Origin of the sequence: Pseudomonas flavocrustae, assembly GCF_029872515.1 — a bacterium.
Lineage (GTDB): Bacteria > Pseudomonadota > Gammaproteobacteria > Pseudomonadales > Pseudomonadaceae > Chryseomonas > Chryseomonas aestiva.
Genome location: NZ_JAPDIQ010000005.1, coordinates 331,518 through 349,219, shown reverse-complemented (window position 1 = coordinate 349,219; position 17,702 = coordinate 331,518). Strand labels below are relative to the sequence as shown.

Below are 17,702 nucleotides of genomic sequence, written 5' to 3'. Positions count from 1 at the left end.
ATTGATCTCCATGCGGATACTCAGATTGTGGTGAGTACTGCCCGCAGCGCTCCTTTTCGACTCATTTTCGGGCTGTGCCAATTCTGTGCCTAAACCGTGCCTCAAAGTCTGGCGCCCTATTTTGCGAGCGGGGATTTTGAGTACTAGCCATAAATCGAGCTGCAGCTACTAGTCGATGGTAGTGAAGAAATCTTGCGTCGCTGCCTGCCCAGGCGGGTGGCCGGAGGGCCGTGGAATCCAACATCCATGTCATCGGCGGAAAAAGCGTCCCGCAGGATAGGGGCTCCGACAGAACACTGGTCATTGACGACCCTGCGGTGCTCCAGGCTGTGGCGGGCGCAGCGAAATGTATGCGTATCTGCCAACGTACCAATACAGCTATTCGGGATCGTCTACGCAAAGAGTGCAGAGCGCTGTGGCCAAGGCGCAAGCAGCACCCAACCCTGAAAAGCTTCCGCCACCAATTGGGCTCAAACCTAAAAGCCTCCAGCGAGAGCGATAAGGCCATCGCCTACATGACGGGGCACCAATCCATCGAATCAATCAGCGTCTACGGGAACCGTCGATCTGGGCTGGTCACAAATTGCATATCAGACCTGCACAGGACGCTGACTTGTCAAAAGTTCGTCAACCCAAGCAGCCTGCTGTTTTTGGTCGAGAACGCGTGGTGGGCCGTATCGAGGTGCCACAGCGCCTGGCAAACCGACGAACAACTGCACAACCTGTCGCAAATGAACGTTAGCGGCCGGGCATCATCTCAGGCGCCAGCCATCTGCCTAATCGTAAATGCCCTTCGTCCAACCACCGTAAACCCAGTGGACTCCGATATTGACTGCTCAAAAACACGCCCGGCCTGCTCCAAGCGCAGATAGCGCGTTGCGCATTTTTTATCCAAACAGTTGGCTTTGAACCCTACAGGGCTCTGGAAAACCAGCGGAGCCCTGCCAGTGCAAACCGGGCACTTTTCCAAAGCAAGAATCGCCTGGTTGTGACGTTCCAGGGCTGACGCTTGCGCAGTGGAGTTAGAGGAAACCAAAGCCTCCTTGAGCGCCGTCACTGCCTCCTCGGCCAAGGCCTCAGTAACAATCAGTTCATTTTGCTCTGAATTAACCTGAACCCCCGCAACCTGCTTTGCCTGTTCCAGCACCTTTTGCGGGATTTTTTGCAACGGCTGCGCATACGTAATCATAGCCATTCGGCAAAGCACCTGATCAACCAGCAAGCCAAAGCGCTCCGTGCAATACATGTCTGTGGGAGACAGCGGTATCCACTGCTCTGGACAATAGGCTGCATCAATCTCCTGCCCCATTGCCGGCCAGGCGATAAACCGCTCCTTGCTCTGTGGAGTCACCTCAGGAGCAGGCGCATCACTCAGCCAGGGCACAATGGTAAGCAATACGTCCTCTGGCGTTGAAAGGGCAGGAGAACTGCTAAGCAATTGCCACTCCAGCCCACGTTGCCGAAGAAGTATGTGCCTTCCGGCCCAGACACCTTCGTCCTGGCCATTCAGATAAGGCAGCAGCGCCCTCCTCATGACCAGACCGGCGTAGCGAGAATAGACAGAAGCTAGAGATTGGTTCTGCCTGAAGCGCTCTGCCGGCGTGGCACGTTTGGCCTGTGTCACCTTGGCCAACTGATCCCACAAGATAGCCAGATGCCGGTAATGCTGATCGTGACCAAGGATGTTGGTCATATGCAGCACACCTGTCACTTGTGCCTGCCGGCTGACCAACAAATACAGACCACTTTGCTGCAGGCCCGCAATCGTCTGGTACAAGCGTTCAAGCTTTTCAAGCGTTTCACCAAGCAACTTTGATGCGTTACTGGTTTCCTCTGCGCTGAATGTCATCCCCCACAAGCGGCAAATTTCTTCACGCAGACGGTAATCGACATTCTCCGCCTCATAGAAGCGCAGCGCCTGATTCAGCGTCGCCTGCAAGCCACGCAACTCCGCCAAGCGCGCGTGCAAATAGCGTTCAATCTTATCCAGCAAGCGCGCATAGACACGATTCTCATAGATGCCATAGTCATCTTCGCTGAAGCGGGCCAGTACCTTCTTGGGGATCACGCCACTCAACGTCTGCCGCTGCCAGCACTCCGAGTGCGAGGCCAGATGCACCAGCGCCCCTTTGGCCAAACGACGTGCACGCCCGATATCAGCAACCTCATCCTCATAGTGAAGATCGAGGCGCGGACGCTGCGAGATGTGATGCAGATGCCCTTGCTTCACCACATCCAGAAGCCGCTCCTCAAAGGGCTGCAGATGGCTCTTGGCATCGATGATGGAAGCTGGCATCAAAGGAGACATCAAAGGCGCCTGCAGTGCCTCGGCATCAATCGTCGCAATGACCTTGCTCAGCAATTCCGTTGCCGCCGCCAGACTTTTTTGCGGCGGCGTAAAAGTGCAAGCCTCATCACCCAACTGGCAGCGCTGATCACCATCACTCACCAGCACACCCGTAAATACCGGTGCATGGCCATTAAATGCAGGCCCGTCATTCACAGACTGATAGCGACCGGGCTGAATGAGTGCCGGCAACTGCCGGCACTGCTCACCCGTAAAACGATCAAACCACATCAGCTACGGCCATCCAGGCGACGAATATCAGCCTCCAACAGCTCCATAGACTTGCGCGGATCACCCGCCAGATCAGCGCTGATCCAGAAGTCCTCCAGAGCGCCTTTCAGATTGCGCAGCGTCTCGGCAGAAACGTTGTAGCGGCCGGTCACTTTGCCAGGGCGCATGATTCTCGTGGCCAACAAGTGGTCCAGCGCCTCCCCCGAAGAAGCCCCGCAAGCCAGCATGACAGGGATGAAATCCAGCGCCTGCTTTTCAAAGCGGTTCCCCCAGCCCAGCTCAAACTGACTGCCCAACTGTTCGGTGAAGGCATCGCCGGTCAGGTCCTTCAGTAGCTTGACGACCTCCTCCTTGCGCTCAGCACTTGCCTTGCCAAATGCCTTGCGCAAGGAGCGACAAGAGTAGTTGGCCGGCTCAAACGACTTGATCGTGAAGCGCTTATCCTGCTTGGGCAGAGTCATTACATGAGCACGATCATAGGTCTTGTCCGCCAGCTCATTGGTGGTTTCATCATGGTTCGCGGTACCAATAAACCAGACATTGGCTGGCACCCTGATCTTGCGGCCCTCGGCCAGCATCGCAGGTGCATTGGGCAACGACGTTTCCGAGAGGCTGATCAAGCGCTCATCGGGGTTGTTCTTCTCCAGGGCAGAGAGGAACTCGGCAAAGTATTGCTCAGGGCGCGACAGGTTCATCTCATCCAGCAGGATGATGTTGCAGGTGTCTTCCCAACGCGGGGTCTGCGCTTTGTATAGCGCCTGCAAGCAGTCCTTCTCGTAGAACCGTCGCTCAAAGGCGTTGTAATGACCAAGAAGATCATCCCGATCACGCCAACCGGCCTGCACTGAGATATCTGTGCAGAAGCCCCCCATAGCCTTGGCAAATGCCTTGGCCAAACTGGTCTTACCGGTACCACTGATACCCTGGAAGACATGCAGCTGGCTCATGGCCAAGCCCCCCAGCAACACGCGGATATCCTCGATCGGATAGAACAGCTCTACAGGCTTTTCAGCCAGGGCAATCCGGTGTTGCAACTGCTCTGCAAACGTTTTGAGATCAGGCACCGCATCCAGATCCATGCGCGCCCTGAAATCACGACCTGTATCCATCAGCGTCATTGCCGGGAATGGCGTCTGGGTCTTCTGGGCACTGGTCAGTTGCTCGATGCGGCTTTCCAGATCATTGATGTGCACCGCGAGCGTATTTTTGTGTTGCTCCAGAACGCGCTTCTCACGCGCGACAGCCTCAAGCTCTGTAGCCGCGACACGCTTGCCGCTCAACTCACGACGCAGCTCATCCCGCTCAGGGCGTAGCTCAGCTACTTCTCTTTCAAGATCAGCCTTGCTGTCACGCAGGTAGTCATTATCGCGCTGCAATTGCGCCGTATCCGATTGCTCCAGGCTGCGCTTGAGTTCACGGTTTTCCTGACGCAGCGCTTCCAGTTGCTGCAGGATCTCAGCTCCGGATACTTCGCCCAGGGATTGCTTGAGCTCCTGAATATCGAGCAGCTGCTCCTTGAGTTCATTCGCCTTGCTCCAGGCCCGCTCACGCTGCTCTTCCAGCTTGGCAACAACCTGGTGATGATTCGCCCGCTCGGATGCCATTTCCTCATCCAGACGCTGCTGCAAGGCCTTTTCCTCTGCCTGGATATCCGCCCACTCACGATCCAGGCGGCTACGCGCACGATCTAACTCGACCACTTTCTGCTTGATGTCGTGCTCACGCTGATCAAGCAACCTGACACGTTCAGCCTCTGCCTCCGTGCAACTGAACTTGACCTCCGCCAGCCGCCTTGCTGCCTGGGAAGTTTCACCGTCGAGCTGGTGCTTGTCTTCGCGCAACGACTGAAGATCCGCTTCATGCTGACGCACCTGCTGACGCTGTTGCGCCTCCAGCTTACGTAAAGCCGCTTCGTTTTCCGCAACAAAGCCGGCTTGCGCATTGGCCTCTCGCATATTCAGGGAACGCTCGGCCTCCAAATTTTCGGCCATCTTCAGCGCCAATTCCTGCTGAGCCTCAAGCAGCTTGTCCCACTCAGCCTTGAGCTCAGCTTTCTCTGCATCCAGTCCGGAGCGGACGGCCACAAGCGCTTCCTGTTCGGCTACCTGCGCCAGTGCCGCCACCTCGGCAGTTTCAGCTAATTTGCTGGCAGCAGCCCACCGCTCGGCATATTCGTCATGCAAACGCTCCTTGAAGCGCACCAACTCCTTGCAGAGCGTGGCGAATTGCTCAATCCAGCGAACCAGATCACTGTCGCCCTCAAAACGCTCGCAGACGCCGCGCAACCACTCACGCTCGACAGAAATATCCAGTGTCATGTCAAAGGACTGATAGGCCTTGGAAGCGTTCTCGAAAGAAGCGCTCAATACATTCACTTGTTGCTCCACTGAAGCACGGGCCATACCGGCCGCAGACGGTGCCGCTGCTGGGATTTGCTGTGGACCAAACTTGTTCGAGCTTTTCTTGCCCATTACATCCATTCCTTAAAAAATTCGGTGAAGCCCAGCGCGTACTGGATGTTATCCAGCGTTTCCTCATAGGTGAGGGGGGCGACTTCTCGTCCGGTAAAGCGGCTCTGCGCATGGCTGCTGCGGTTACGCAAATCCGCAAGCAGCAACAGCCTGTCAAGTTGCAGCTCGCGAGCTAACAGCGTCTTGAACGGGTGCCCAGAGTGGTTAAGCGTTCCCATTGCTGCAGCAAACAGCAAAGCTTTGAGAGAATCGCTTGGCCGGGAACAAGCCCGAATAACCTGGCCAATCTTTTGCCCAGCCAGCGTACTGATAACCCCCGAGGTAAAGGCCGGTAACTGCAAGGCTGATAGCAAGCGCTCATTAAGCTCTCGATTAACGATTTTCTGTTTGGGCAGATGCCCTGCTTCAACTGGATATTGGTGAATCAACCACTGCATGAGGACCTCAAGCAGTTTCTGGCACTCCATCACTGCAGCATCCAGTTCCTGCTCACTCTGGTCGCCTTGTTCCAGCTTGTTCATACGCAGTAGCAGGGCTGCCAAATGCCGCTTGATATCCGGTTGCCGCGCCGCCCAGGGGTATTCCGTGAGCACCTGCATATCCGCCTGCTGGCGCATGGCCTGCAGCCACTGCTCAACCGTCTGATCATCCGCACGCGGAACAGAAACCAAAGGCTGTAAATGGTTGAGCAGGTACTTGTTACCCCCCTCAGTCTGCTCCCGCAAAGCATCCTGTAACCACCAGGCGTTGGCTCGCAGCGCAAACGGATCGTCGACTGCCCACAGCTCCAGCCCCTCGTCATCAGGCTTGGCCCAGAGCAGTACCCTTGCAGGCTTGGCGGTATCATCCAGCCGCTGCACACCAGACAACTTAAGGAATTGCGGGAACTGGCCGCTATCGAGCTGCCGAGCTGCCCGGCAATCATCCCGATAGTCGCGATAAGCTATCGCCAGCGCCTCATGATCCAACGTCGGCAGTGATGACTTGCCCGCCGCCATCACAAACGGCCGGATTGACTTGCCGCTTTTCCGCTCCCCTTTGAATACGGGATAGCGTTGCAGCGGATCTTCGGGCTCGATCGAATCAAGCTGCTCAGCGAAGCGTGGCCAGAACTGACCACTGATAGCATCCTGGAACAGATAACCAGCCTTCAGGTTGTCATCCTCAACAGACTCACCATCCAGCAGTTGCTCGCCTTTTTCAGTCAGCCCACGGGCACTATCAGTCAGCCAGCCGTTACTCACCCCTTGAGCCAGTATCAGCTTGATCAGATTGACATGCAGCCCGGTCAACTCAGCGATTGCCTCCGCTTGCGTCAACTGTGCCCGGATCAACCCCAGCACAGCGCGCTGGAACAGATTCAACTGAGCCTCTTTTGCCTCGGGATAAAGCACGCGATGAACCAGCACCGGCCACAACAAGGGCCTGGCCTCGCCGCGAGGCTTTTCAGCAAACTGCAGATAAATACCGGTTTCAGCGAATGCAGCCATGCTCACCCCCACACAGCTGATAAAAAGCAGCCAGAGCTGGTACAGCCTCTTGTGCATCCGGGTTACTGGCCAAAGCAGCATCCCCGACACAAATCAGCATCTGCCTTTGCCGGCTCATGGCCACGTTCATGCGGTTTGGCAAACGCAGGAAACCAAACTGACGGTTCAGTTGCAGCTCACGCTCATCCCCCTCGCTGGCAGCAGCTCGCACCGAGCGATTGGGCTGGAAACTGCGCACGCAAGACAGCAGCACCACATCGAACTCCTTGCCCTGGAAGGCGTCCACCGAGCCAACCCGCAAGCGTTCCTCTGCAACCACGCTTCCATCTGCCTGCACCTTGCGGGTCAACTTGAACTGCTCATGCGGCTCGTAGCCCCCCTCGCGCTTTACCATCAAGGGAGTACCGTCGATTTTCTGCTGAGCGAGCTTCTCCATGATCAGATCGCGCTGTGCCGCGTAGAAAGTAATGATGCCAACAGACAACGCCTCACCGCCGGCCTGCATCAGCTTTACCACTTCGTCAGCAATGCGCTGCGCCTCAATCTCTCGAACCCGGCTAGTTCCCCGGCGCTGATCACGCCCCTGTACCGCCGGCACATCAATCCACTGACAAACATGGCCACGGTAGGACTCCGCCAGCGGCCCCAGCCTGGAAAGCAGCTCCTGGCTGAATACAAACGCCTCTGCCGGCCTGCCGGAATGCAGAACCCCCAGGTTTTCACATTCGTAGAAGTGCTTACTGACAAAGTTGCCCAAGACCGGATGCATGCGGAACTGGGTATCAAGCATCACCACACGGCGAATCGAATCCTGCTTTTCCAAATCCTGTAGCTTGACCCGCATACGCTCGAAAAGACTGGATCGGAAAGCCGCCAGTTGCAGTTCGGTCAGTTCATGCTCCTCCTGTAACTGCCCCTCGATATCCGGCTCAAGCATGTGCGGGAGCTGGCGGTCATCGCCCACCAGAACAATCCGCCGCTTGGCCATGGACATCGGAATAAACAGATCCAATGGATTGGCCCGTGCTGCCTCGTCGATGACAACCGTATCGAACTCGATATCCGAGTTGGAGCTAGTGGATACCTCTTTCAACATTTCCATCTGCTTGCCCGCAGCCTGCTGGCAGGTTGCACCGACCACCATCGAATACTCATTGACCACAGCCCGCGCAGCGGAACGATCGGACTCCAGACCATCGACCAGTTGCTCCAAGACCCATGCAACCCCCTGCTTGCGCTTGGCCATGCGGTCTTCCAGATAGCGATCCACCTCATCAAGCAGCGCTAGGCCATCAGGGTCTACCTGGCGTTTCAGCGCAGCCGGCCGGTAATCCGGCAAGTGCTGATCAAGCAACAGATCCTTCCAGATCTTCAGAGCCTGAAGGGTCGCCGGCTCAACGTGCGAGCTGTCGGCAAGTTCTTCCAGCAGGCGCAGCAGCTCCGGGGCCACACCTTTTTCATGGCGCTTGAGCCAGCTCAGCAGATCCCAGGCACGCTCGCCGCCATCATCGGTAAAGGCAGCAACCTCGACACGCAGAGCACGGATACGCCTGAGCAGCTGAGAGGGAGGCAGACCTCCCGCAGCTGTAGCCGGCGCTTGACCGGCAAGCGTATCGATATACTCCTCGAACTGACTTTCAAGCCGGGGCGGCAATGCCAGGCCGCTTTGCTCCAGTTCACGCAAGTCATGCAAAAGGCGCTGGAACTCATCCGCCTGCTGTGCAGGGCCGGTACTCGCTACCCGGGCAAGGGCCAACCTCGCGGAAATGGCCCGCAACTGCTCAAGCTCAGGGAAGCGGCTGTATTCCTGCGCAATCTTGCGGTGCAAATGAGCCGCCTGGCGTTCCAGCCAAGGCTCAATCAAAGCCGCCTGATCACTCTCGCCGTGCTTGCCGCCCACCCGCGCGCCAGGTAAGCCGAATACATCGCTACGCTCCAGTGCATTGTCGACGGCATCATGCTGAAAACTGCTGACCAGTACCTGCGCCGCAATATTCTGCTTCTCCGCTCGCTCACCCAGACAACGCTGCAATGCTGCAATAACCTGGGTTTTACCGGTACCAGGAGGGCCGATGATGATTGCCAGATCAGGGGTATTGAGCGCGCAATCCAGCGCCAGCGCCTGCTTCTCGGTCGGCTTGCCACCCTTGAAAGACTCCAGCACGTATGGGGTCAGCCCGCTGATCGGGCGTCGTCGCGCAGCAGGAACCGCAACCCCTTCCAGCAGCCATTTCAATTGCGGCAGCCGCTTGCCCGAGTCAATCGACTGCTTGGCTGCCAAGCGACGCTTACCCATCGAACGTTGGCCGGCAAGAGACAGATACAACCAGCCCTTCCCCGCTTTCGGTCGGATGTTGGTCTTACCCGCCGCCTGTTTGAAAATCACGCAATCTGGCTCGAAGCGAATAGTCCCCCGCGGAGCATTGGCAGTCCTTTGAGCCTTCTCGGATGAAAGCTCTTCCAGCCAGTCCGGGCGCTGATCGCCCAGATCAAACTGATCATTGCTGCTCAGCTCCAGATCGCGCCAGCGCTCGCGGAACGCCTGATACTGCTCCTGCGACTTGGGAATAAGACGCCAGGCATTGCCACGCCCCTCCTGAAAGCCGTGGCACTCGGCGTAAGCCAGAGAACCCAAACTTTCTGCCTGCTCTAAAGCTCTTTGCCACTCTTTATCGTTGTAAAGATTCCAGAGTTCGAGATAGCTGGCGTTGTCACGCAGCGCCGCACTCAGCAGAGCCTGCTGACTGGCACTGCCGAGTGCAGCCGCAACAGACGCATCCTTGAATTCAAATTGGCCAAGAAGGATGGAGAATGCACCATCACGATGGGTATGACGGTTAACACGCTTGAGCAGAAAACTGCCATCCTGGCGCTGCTCGACATCGGCACGCCAGCCATTACCCAGCAACTGAAAACCGCCCTTGCTAGCGGTATTGCTGAAGCGAGCAACCGTCAGCCAGTCACCCTCGGCCAGGCCCTGCACCACAAAGTGCTCGACAAACCAGCGACAGGCCAGTTCAACAGTGCTGTCGGCAATTTCGTGCTTGGCGTGTAGATCCTCAGCAAGCAGCTCATCAACGCCAAGTTCAAGCTGCATTGCCGTTACTTCAACCGGTGCGCAGTATTGCACCAGCAGCTTGTTCTTCTTCGTACCGGTCAACAACCAGCGGGTCTGATCACGCAGGGCCAGACGGCCAAACATTTCGGCATCGGCCTGGGTGCAACTGACGCGGATGCGCACATCCCCCTGAACCGCCAACCAGTCATCCTGGTAGCGCTGAAGGAAAATCGCCTGTCCGTCCTGCAAGGCATCCACGGACTCATCTGTAGAAAGCGCCAGCACATCGACTGACAGCATGGGGAAATCTTTAAATTCCATTTGCTATCACCACCGGAACTTCCAAACGACTTTACTGGAGGGCAACCTGGAGTCCTTATGACCTGACTTCGCCGGCTCACCCACATGGATCAGAAAGGGCTCCTCATCCTTACCACGCAAGCTCTCCTTGATCCCCTGATAACGCTGCAACGTTTTAACGGTTTCCCCGCGCTGCAACTGCAACTGGCTATCCGGCAGCGGGTAAATCCCCAGGCCTTTGTCGCTGTACTCGATGCGGACATGGTCCGCCGGCCAGCGGTCATAGCTGAACGTCGGCAACAAGCGCTTGAGCTCAACTTCCCCTCCCGGCTGCAACCAGACCTTTCGCCCCGTCGCCACCAGCTCTTGAGGAATCTCCCCGTCCTCGTCCTGCTCGGCAGGCAAGGCAATGAATTCCTCAAACAGAACTAGACGGCTGTCAGCTGGCGCCTCACAGAAAAAACACTCCGCCTCGTCCGCTGCCCGCAAGTCCACTGGCAACAGGCTGGTACTGCCACAGTCCGGGCAGCAGTACATACGCTCATCCACTTCAACCAACGCCTCAAGCCACTCGGCCATAGTCGGGCGCTCATAGGGGCTGGTTCGCCCACCCTCAAAGCAACGGCTAAACAGTTGGGGCAGCTTGCTGTGCTCCAGCAACTGCAGCGGCAGATTAACGAAGCAAGCGTTACTGTCGTCCGCGCTATCGTTGATCCAGGGATGCTCACCGCGCAGCGCGGCGTCTTCGACTTCGGGCTCACCGTCACTGACCATCTCACCCTTGAACGGGTGGTTGTGTGTCAGCAACTGATAGGCAATAACGGCGAAGCTCCAGCAATCGGTGAGGCTGGACAACAACGCCTCACCACGCACCACTTCCGGTGCGCCATAGTCCACGGTGTGCAGGGTCAAGCCACTGTGGCTATCGAGGCTGATGTTGTCGCAGTCAATCAACCACGTCTCGGCAAACGCCGGATCGTCCGAGACAAAGATATTGTTCGGCGACAGATCACCGTAGAGCATGCCACGCCCGTGCAACTGATTCAGTGTTCTGGCCATCTGGCCCAGAATACGAATACGCCGACGCAGCCCGCCCTGGCGCAGATAATCTTCATGCGCCTCTTCTTCAGCATTAGCAAAACTGTCCAGCAGCCCCTGCAAAGGCACCAGCCCGTCCATCAGCTCCATCACATAACCGCAGCGTGGCTCAGCCAGCAGTTCAAGCGGTCTAGCCAGCTTCAAATCGGCCAGATCCTGCCGGGTCAGCCATTCGATGTGCTCACGCCAACGACGGCGCGCCTGCTCATCCTTATTGGTAAACCCCTTGATCAGAGCTTGTGGGTACTGGGTGCGGTAAACAACGCCCTGCCCACCACTGCTCAACTCACTCGTGAGCTCATAAACCGAACCTTTGCTGTCCTGCACCATGCGCTGCTTCTGCGGCGCGGCCTTGTTCGTGCTCATCTGTATCAATCCGTTAAGAAAATTCCAGCAATGCTCTTGTCGTCACCATGGCGTGGCGTCGACCAGTCCAGCAGCTCACCCGTCAACCAGCGGCGCATGCGGCGCTTGCTACTACAACGCAGTTGGCGCCGGTAAATGGCATCAAAAAACGACTCAAGCTGCGATGGAATCAGGTCATCCGAGATACCATCCGTCATCAGCAGTACGCCATCACCCGGCTGGCTCAACTCAAACTCGAAACTGCGAGTATTCCGGGCATCCGCCTGGGCCAAGGTCAGGGTCTGATTACCGAAGCCCTGGCGTTGATCGGTCAGCACCTTGAAAGCGCCAGCGCTTCTTGCCAGCAGCAATCCATCGCCAATCTGCCCGGCAACAGCCCGGCCACGGGCATCCACGCGCGCCCACAGGCAGGTCGTTTCATGCAGGCGATAACGCTCGCCAAAACAGGCCAGCCAGGCCTTGCGAACCTCGTCAGTAACCGCTGCATGAGTAATGTCCGCCTGACACCGAAGCACGTGCCGTGACAACTGCACCGCCTTGCGCGAACCGAAGTGGCTCAAGGGGCGACTGCCCAATCCATCGGCAACTGCAACGCACCAACCGCCGCGTATACCACTGACGGCCAGGGCATCCTGGTTAGGTGAGTCATCCTGCTGGTGGGCGGGGCCCCTCACCGAAGCCCCACTCGCCAACAAGCGCATCAGAAATCCCAGTCCTGATCATCCGTCGGGATTTGCAGCGGAGCAGACTGATTCGGCGTCGCCGAGCGGCTACGTGCACTGACGCTCATCGTCACAGCGCGGAAAAAACGGTGGATATCCGCAGCATTCTCGGCACGGAACAGCGGTGCCTCCGGGTCATTGGCAAAATCACCGAGCATGCTCTCATCGGCATCAGCACCGATGGCCATGGCAAAGCGAGTGGCCTTGGACGAGCGCTCGCCATTGGCCAGACGAGCAAAGGAACCCTGCCAGTCATCAGTAGGGTGGCCATCGGAAACCAGCACGATTACCGGTTTGTAGGCGCGGGAGGGGATGCTGTCCTTGTCTTCGATCATCTGGCTGGCCAGTGCCAGAGCACCACCCAGCGGAGTCGCCCCCGCAGCAGTAAGCGGGGTGAAGCCCTGCAACTGATGAGCCGGAGTCAAAGGCAAATTCACCTCTGCTTGACTGCCAAAGGTGATCAAACTGACCTGCAGTTCAGCCCGCAGGCGGCTCTCGCCGGCAAAGCTGCTGATCATGTCTTTCAGGCCCTTGTTCAGCGCCTCGATCTTGCCATCCACAGACATGCTGCCACTGGTGTCAGCCAGAACGATGATCGGCAGCGGACGGGCGGTTTGGACCTGGAATTTTTTGAGTTCTGACACTGTGTACTTCCTTGATAGTCAATTGGATATCTCCCTATAAGCGCATCCCGTGCCAACTCATGTTTTCTTTTAAAAACAGCATGTTATGCAATCTTGAAGGCCGAGAAAGATCGTTATATACGTAAAAACGGTTATCTATTGGTAATTTTGTTTACCGACACGAAGAGGGGCTCATTCACAACGCTGTGGGAAATACCCCTCACAATCCCCAGTAATACTGCTTAATCTTCTGCGCCATCAGCCGGCGGCGTTCGGTGAGGAAGGTTTCGAACTGCTCAGGCTGATAGGCAGCGAGGTCATCCGGGAGGCAGTTGGCCGCCAGGTTGGCCTTAAGGTCATCCAGGCTGATGATCGCACCATAGTGCGCTGCGCCTTGCTGACACTGGTCAAAGACCTTCGCCATATAAGCGGCCGGGGCGGTATCGCCGATCTTGATGTTCACTTCCTGCTGCACGTACACATAGTTGGCCACCTGGTTGTACTTGCTTCTGAGCAGCCCCCGCTGCTTGAGGAAGTTCTTCGGGAAGATGTGATGGATATCGCCGTGATGCGTAAGCATGTCACGCACGGTGATGTCCTTGGACAGGAAGCCCTTATCACCCCGATTGGCCTGTGCGGCCCAGAACACCTTGATAGCCGGGGCGTTGACGGACGAGGTGTTCAAGGCCTGCGGCAGACCGAAATCCCAGAAGGCATCAGACAGTTCAGCCGCTTCGATATCAGCCAGTACGTCAGCAAAGGGTCGCTCGTGTACGGCCTTGATGTCCTTGTCGAAGCGCGACTCCGGCGAGCCTGAGTAGCGTCCGGTGAGCAGCGACATGACGAACCAGCGGCGCACCCAGCTTTCGATCTTGGGGTTGTTGCCCAGGTCGCGTTTGAGCTTGAGGTACAGCACGTAGGCGAAGTTCAGCGCGTTGACTGAACCAATCATGGAGCTGTCCACGTAGCCGGCCGAACGGATGATCATCAGGAAGCGTTTGAAGTGCGTTTCATTGATGAACTCCCTGACCCCTTCGCTCAGGGTCTTGAAGGACGCTTCTTCGATTTCCTTCTCGTAGCTACGCGTCTCGAAGTTACGGCCAGAGAGCAGTCCTACCAGATCCGACAGCCGTCCACGATTGAACTTGGTGGTGAAGGCCACGCGCAGCATGTCCGAGTAGCTGGGGTCGTAGAGGTCGTCGTTTTCACTCTTCAGCCAGCGCATAGCTTTGAAGTATTCGGTCTGCACGAAGGTCTTATCGTTGTTCTCGATATGCGCGTAGAACTCCGGCGCAATGGACAGGTGGCAGAAGTAGTCGATGGTCTTGCGCAGGGTGTTGCCATCGAACTCCTCGTTAGCGGCGATCTTCGACATCACGAAGTCCGCCTGACTGAGCACCACACCCTTGGAGTTGATGCGGATAAAGATCTCGGTGACCGTCTCGATATCCAGATCCGCCGCCAGCTCGATCAGGCCGATCTGCTTCTTGGTGATATCGCACAACCTGTCCAAACGCTCGAAAACCAGATCTTCTTTCACATCTGGATTTAGCTCGAGATAGTCTCTAGCCACCTTGTAAGACCGCAGCTCGCCATTAACGATGGGGGCGATATCAGGCAGCCAGGTTTTGTCCTTCTCAATGGCGGGGTTGCTGACCTCGAAGCGTTCTTCGATGGGGTGGAAGGCAATGCGGATACGCACCTGCTGGTAATCCTGGTTGACCACCTGCTGCCCGGCGATGGCGGCGGTCAGCGCCGTGACACGCTGCTGACCATCAATAAGCACCTTCTTGCCCTCAGCCAGCGAGCCATCTTTCAGCTTCACCGTCGGGTTGCGCCAGGCAATGATGTAACCCACCGGAAAGCCCTGATACAGGCTGTCCATCAGGTCACGCACCTTGGTGGCATCCCACACAAAAGGCCGCTGGATTTCCGGGATTGCGATCTCCCCGGATTTAACCCAGCTCAGCAGGGTTTCGATCAGGTGTTGGTTAACCGAGTATTTCTGTGCCGACATAGCGTATATCCCTATATTCGCGCTTGATTCTAAAAACGACCTTCATGACTACCCGCAACCAGCAAACCCGTATCGAACACGATCCGGTTTTCTGTATGCCTGCAGCCATCACCATCAGACCGATAGTTGCGGCAACCCCAGAACTCGCCATTGCGCCCCTTTCGCTGGGTCATTTCCGCACCACACTTCGGGCACGTAGGCACCCAACGCTGACAGTCTGGGTTGATACAAACCTTGAAGCGCCCAGCGCGGCGCATTTGCGAGTCGCAATGCGCGCAGCCGCGCTCCTTGTGAGCGCAGAGCGGGAATTTATTGCAGCCAAAAAACCGGCCAAACTGGCTTTGCCGTGACACCATGGTGCCGGTTTTACACTTGATGCACTTGAGCATGTGCAGCAATTGCTGGCTGAGTGATGTTGAGAACTCGTCCAGATCGAGCTCGTATTCGTTCTTCAACAACTCGACAACAAAAGCCGACGCCACGGCCATATCGGCGATCAGATAAGCACGCTGTCTTGCCCGGGTAAGGGCCACATAAAACAGCCGACGCTCCTCAGCGTAAGGGAAATCCTCTTGTGCCGGCAGCAATGCCTCCAGCAACGGATGCGTGGTTTTCTGCGAGGGGAAACCATGCTTGCCAGTCTCCAGACCGAGCAGCACCACGTAATCCGCTTCCTTGCCTTTGGCAGCGTGAATGGTGTGGCACTCTAGCGCTAACGTAGGGAAACTCGATGCGAGTCGCCGCAGTTCGCCTCTGTCTGGCAAGTTAAAGCCGTAGCGCCCAAGCAGATAGACACTGCTCCCAGGCTCGGCAATTTCTGCGATGCGGGCAACGACCTTCTCCAGCCGGCTTGGCTCCTCGCTGCCGGGTTTAGGCCGGTTGTCTTCCCTGAGCAGGGATACCGCAGGGCGTTTAACCTTTTGCAGCGTATTAAGCTGCTTCCTGACCTGGATCGGGTTTGCCAGCACGAAGCGCGTCGCCACATCACTGATGCTGTTATTGAAGCGGAACGTCAGATCGAGGGCCGTTACTTTGGTCGTGCCAAACCGTTCACTAAATGCCGTTGTAAAGCTCAGATCACTGCCGGTGAAGCGGTAAATAGCCTGCCAATCGTCACCCACGCAGAATAACGAGCACTCCGGCACAGAGTCCCGCAGATACCTGATCAAGCGGGCACGCGCCTCAGAGATATCCTGGAACTCATCCACCAGAATATATCGCCACGGGCTACGGAAACGCCCTTCGCGGACGTACTCAATAGCCTTGCCAATCATGTCATCGAAATCGATATGCCCGGCGCTATCCAACAAGGTCTGATAGTCGTCCAGAATGGGCCGCAGCAGTGCCAGCGCAGCGTCCACCTGCTTCGGGTTCTTCGCGCGCTTGATCGCAGCCTCCACCTGCCCTTGCTCGTAACAATTAGCGCGGTAGCGCTTCAGCAGATCGGCCAGCAGTACCGCAAAGCTGTTGATTGCGCCAAATTCTCGTAGTGTTTCGAGCACCGCTTCCGGGGGCAATGCTTGGTACTGAACACCCAGTGCGGCCAGCTGCGCGTCGATGGCATCAAACAGCCCACCTTCCATTAACTGATAGTGGTACAGCTCCACCAGGCGCGTACCTTTATCGGCATGCAACTGGCGCTTCCACGCCATACCCTGGTGGTACTGCTCGCGGTCTACATAGGGGGCTGTACCGCCCTGCCGGTCGATACCGTAATACTCGATGTAGATACCCTGCTCGGGCAGATAGAAATCCGGCTGGTATTGGCGATAAAGGGGGCTGGCTGTCTTGTGCTCGTAAGCAGGCTCATACTGATAGGCGATGCCCTGCTTGAACAGGTAGTTCGCCACCAGGCACTCACCCAGGCTTTTAACGGCCTCGCCTTTAAGGGTGCGGATATCATTGGCAAGGATGTAGTCGTAGTACTCCCCCTCTGACGCGAACTCAAAGGGGTTCGCCTCCGGGTAAAGGTGGTGCTGGAAATAATCAATCGCCAGCCGCTGGTACTCGGGAGTCCTGAGATGCTGCTCGAACCACTGGCTCACCTGCCAGGCCAGCGCCTTGTCATCTTCCGCCAAGGGTGAAAGGGAGGGCTGTTCGCCCTCTACCTTGGCAATAATCGTCTTACCCAGTTTGTGAAACGTACTGGTGGTGATGCCGCACTTACCCAGCCGGTGATCGATACGCTCCTGCATCTCCTTTGCCGCTTTGTTGGCGAAAGCCAGCATCAGAATATCTTCGGCCCGGGCCTGCCCACTTGCGATCAGGAACCCTGCACGGCCTACCATGGTGCTGGTCTTGCCCGTACCGGCACCGGCCAACACCAGGTTGTTATCCTCATCCACGACACAGGCAACGCGCTGGCGCTCGGTCAGCGGCTGGCTCTCTACCTTGTCGAAGAAGGCGCTGTTGCGCGCCAGTTGCCCATCGACGTATTGCTTGCGCAGCTTTTCCCAGTCCGCTTCCTGCCACCGGGTAACCGCTGCCAGCCACTTGAATGGGGTGACATCTACATCGTTACACCACTGGGGCTCAGGCACACGCTGAAAACGCTGCAGGGCTTGCTCGGCCATAACCCTGGCCGCGTCCAGCCGGGATTGGTGGGGATAGCCTTTCTTCAGCAGGGCCCGGATTTTACGAACGACCTGCTCTATCTCGGGCGCCAGTTTGCGTAACCAGTGCGCTCGCAACCAGTGAAATAGCCGTTCACCGTCAGCCTTGCGCAGGCCAGGGAACACCTTTTCGCCGCAGTCCGTTTGCAGCACCAGCCGGGCGAAAACCAGCCCCTCGCGGAAGGTTGCCTCGTTAGCCAGCGATGTCGCCTCGATCAGGTAGTTCTCACCGCTCTTGGTCGTGACCTCTAACCCCTTTTCACCCAACGCGAAGGTGGCCGATTGCGCGCCAAACAGGCGCATCAACCAGTGCGGGGCGACATCTATCGATGAGGATTCAGCAGTCATAGTCACAGCCTGTGAGCAT

9 protein-coding genes are annotated in these 17,702 nt (G+C 57.1%); all 9 read right to left on the bottom strand.

The window, feature by feature from the left end; genetic code table 11:
• Positions 1-757 precede the first annotated feature (757 nt).
• Positions 758-2,578 carry a hypothetical protein gene (locus OMP44_RS13900; RefSeq protein WP_280308950.1) on the bottom strand — a complete coding sequence of 607 codons (1,821 nt, stop codon included), beginning with the start codon at positions 2,576-2,578 and terminating at the stop codon, positions 758-760.
• Entirely contained in the window at positions 2,578-5,049 is a 2,472-nt protein-coding gene (locus OMP44_RS13895; RefSeq protein WP_280308948.1) for an AAA family ATPase, read from the bottom strand. The genes OMP44_RS13900 and OMP44_RS13895 overlap by 1 nt, the downstream gene beginning before the upstream one ends.
• Positions 5,049-6,539, bottom strand: a complete 1,491-nt coding sequence (locus tag OMP44_RS13890; protein WP_041110560.1) for a hypothetical protein — start codon at positions 6,537-6,539, stop codon at positions 5,049-5,051. Before OMP44_RS13890 ends, OMP44_RS13895 begins: the two co-directional genes overlap by 1 nt.
• Positions 6,523-9,918: a DEAD/DEAH box helicase gene (locus OMP44_RS13885; protein WP_280308946.1), complete on the bottom strand. Its 3,396-nt coding sequence runs from the start codon at positions 9,916-9,918 to the stop codon at positions 6,523-6,525. The genes OMP44_RS13890 and OMP44_RS13885 overlap by 17 nt, the downstream gene beginning before the upstream one ends.
• Positions 9,919-9,924: 6 nt before the next feature.
• Positions 9,925-11,361 (bottom strand): protein kinase domain-containing protein, encoded by a 1,437-nt coding sequence (locus OMP44_RS13880; RefSeq protein WP_041110531.1) that lies wholly within the window; start codon positions 11,359-11,361, stop codon positions 9,925-9,927.
• Positions 11,362-11,366: 5 nt separating this feature from the next.
• Entirely contained in the window at positions 11,367-12,062 is a 696-nt protein-coding gene (locus OMP44_RS13875) for a PP2C family serine/threonine-protein phosphatase (protein WP_065278677.1), read from the bottom strand.
• Positions 12,062-12,727 (bottom strand): vWA domain-containing protein, encoded by a 666-nt coding sequence (locus tag OMP44_RS13870; RefSeq protein WP_038664489.1) that lies wholly within the window; start codon positions 12,725-12,727, stop codon positions 12,062-12,064. The genes OMP44_RS13875 and OMP44_RS13870 overlap by 1 nt, the downstream gene beginning before the upstream one ends.
• A 199-nt stretch (positions 12,728-12,926) precedes the next feature.
• Positions 12,927-14,723 (bottom strand): GmrSD restriction endonuclease domain-containing protein, encoded by a 1,797-nt coding sequence (locus OMP44_RS13865; protein WP_128688719.1) that lies wholly within the window; start codon positions 14,721-14,723, stop codon positions 12,927-12,929.
• A 29-nt stretch (positions 14,724-14,752) separates the two neighbouring features.
• Positions 14,753-17,683 (bottom strand): UvrD-helicase domain-containing protein, encoded by a 2,931-nt coding sequence (locus tag OMP44_RS13860; RefSeq protein ID WP_280308943.1) that lies wholly within the window; start codon positions 17,681-17,683, stop codon positions 14,753-14,755.
• Between the last annotated feature and the right edge of the window lie 19 nt (positions 17,684-17,702).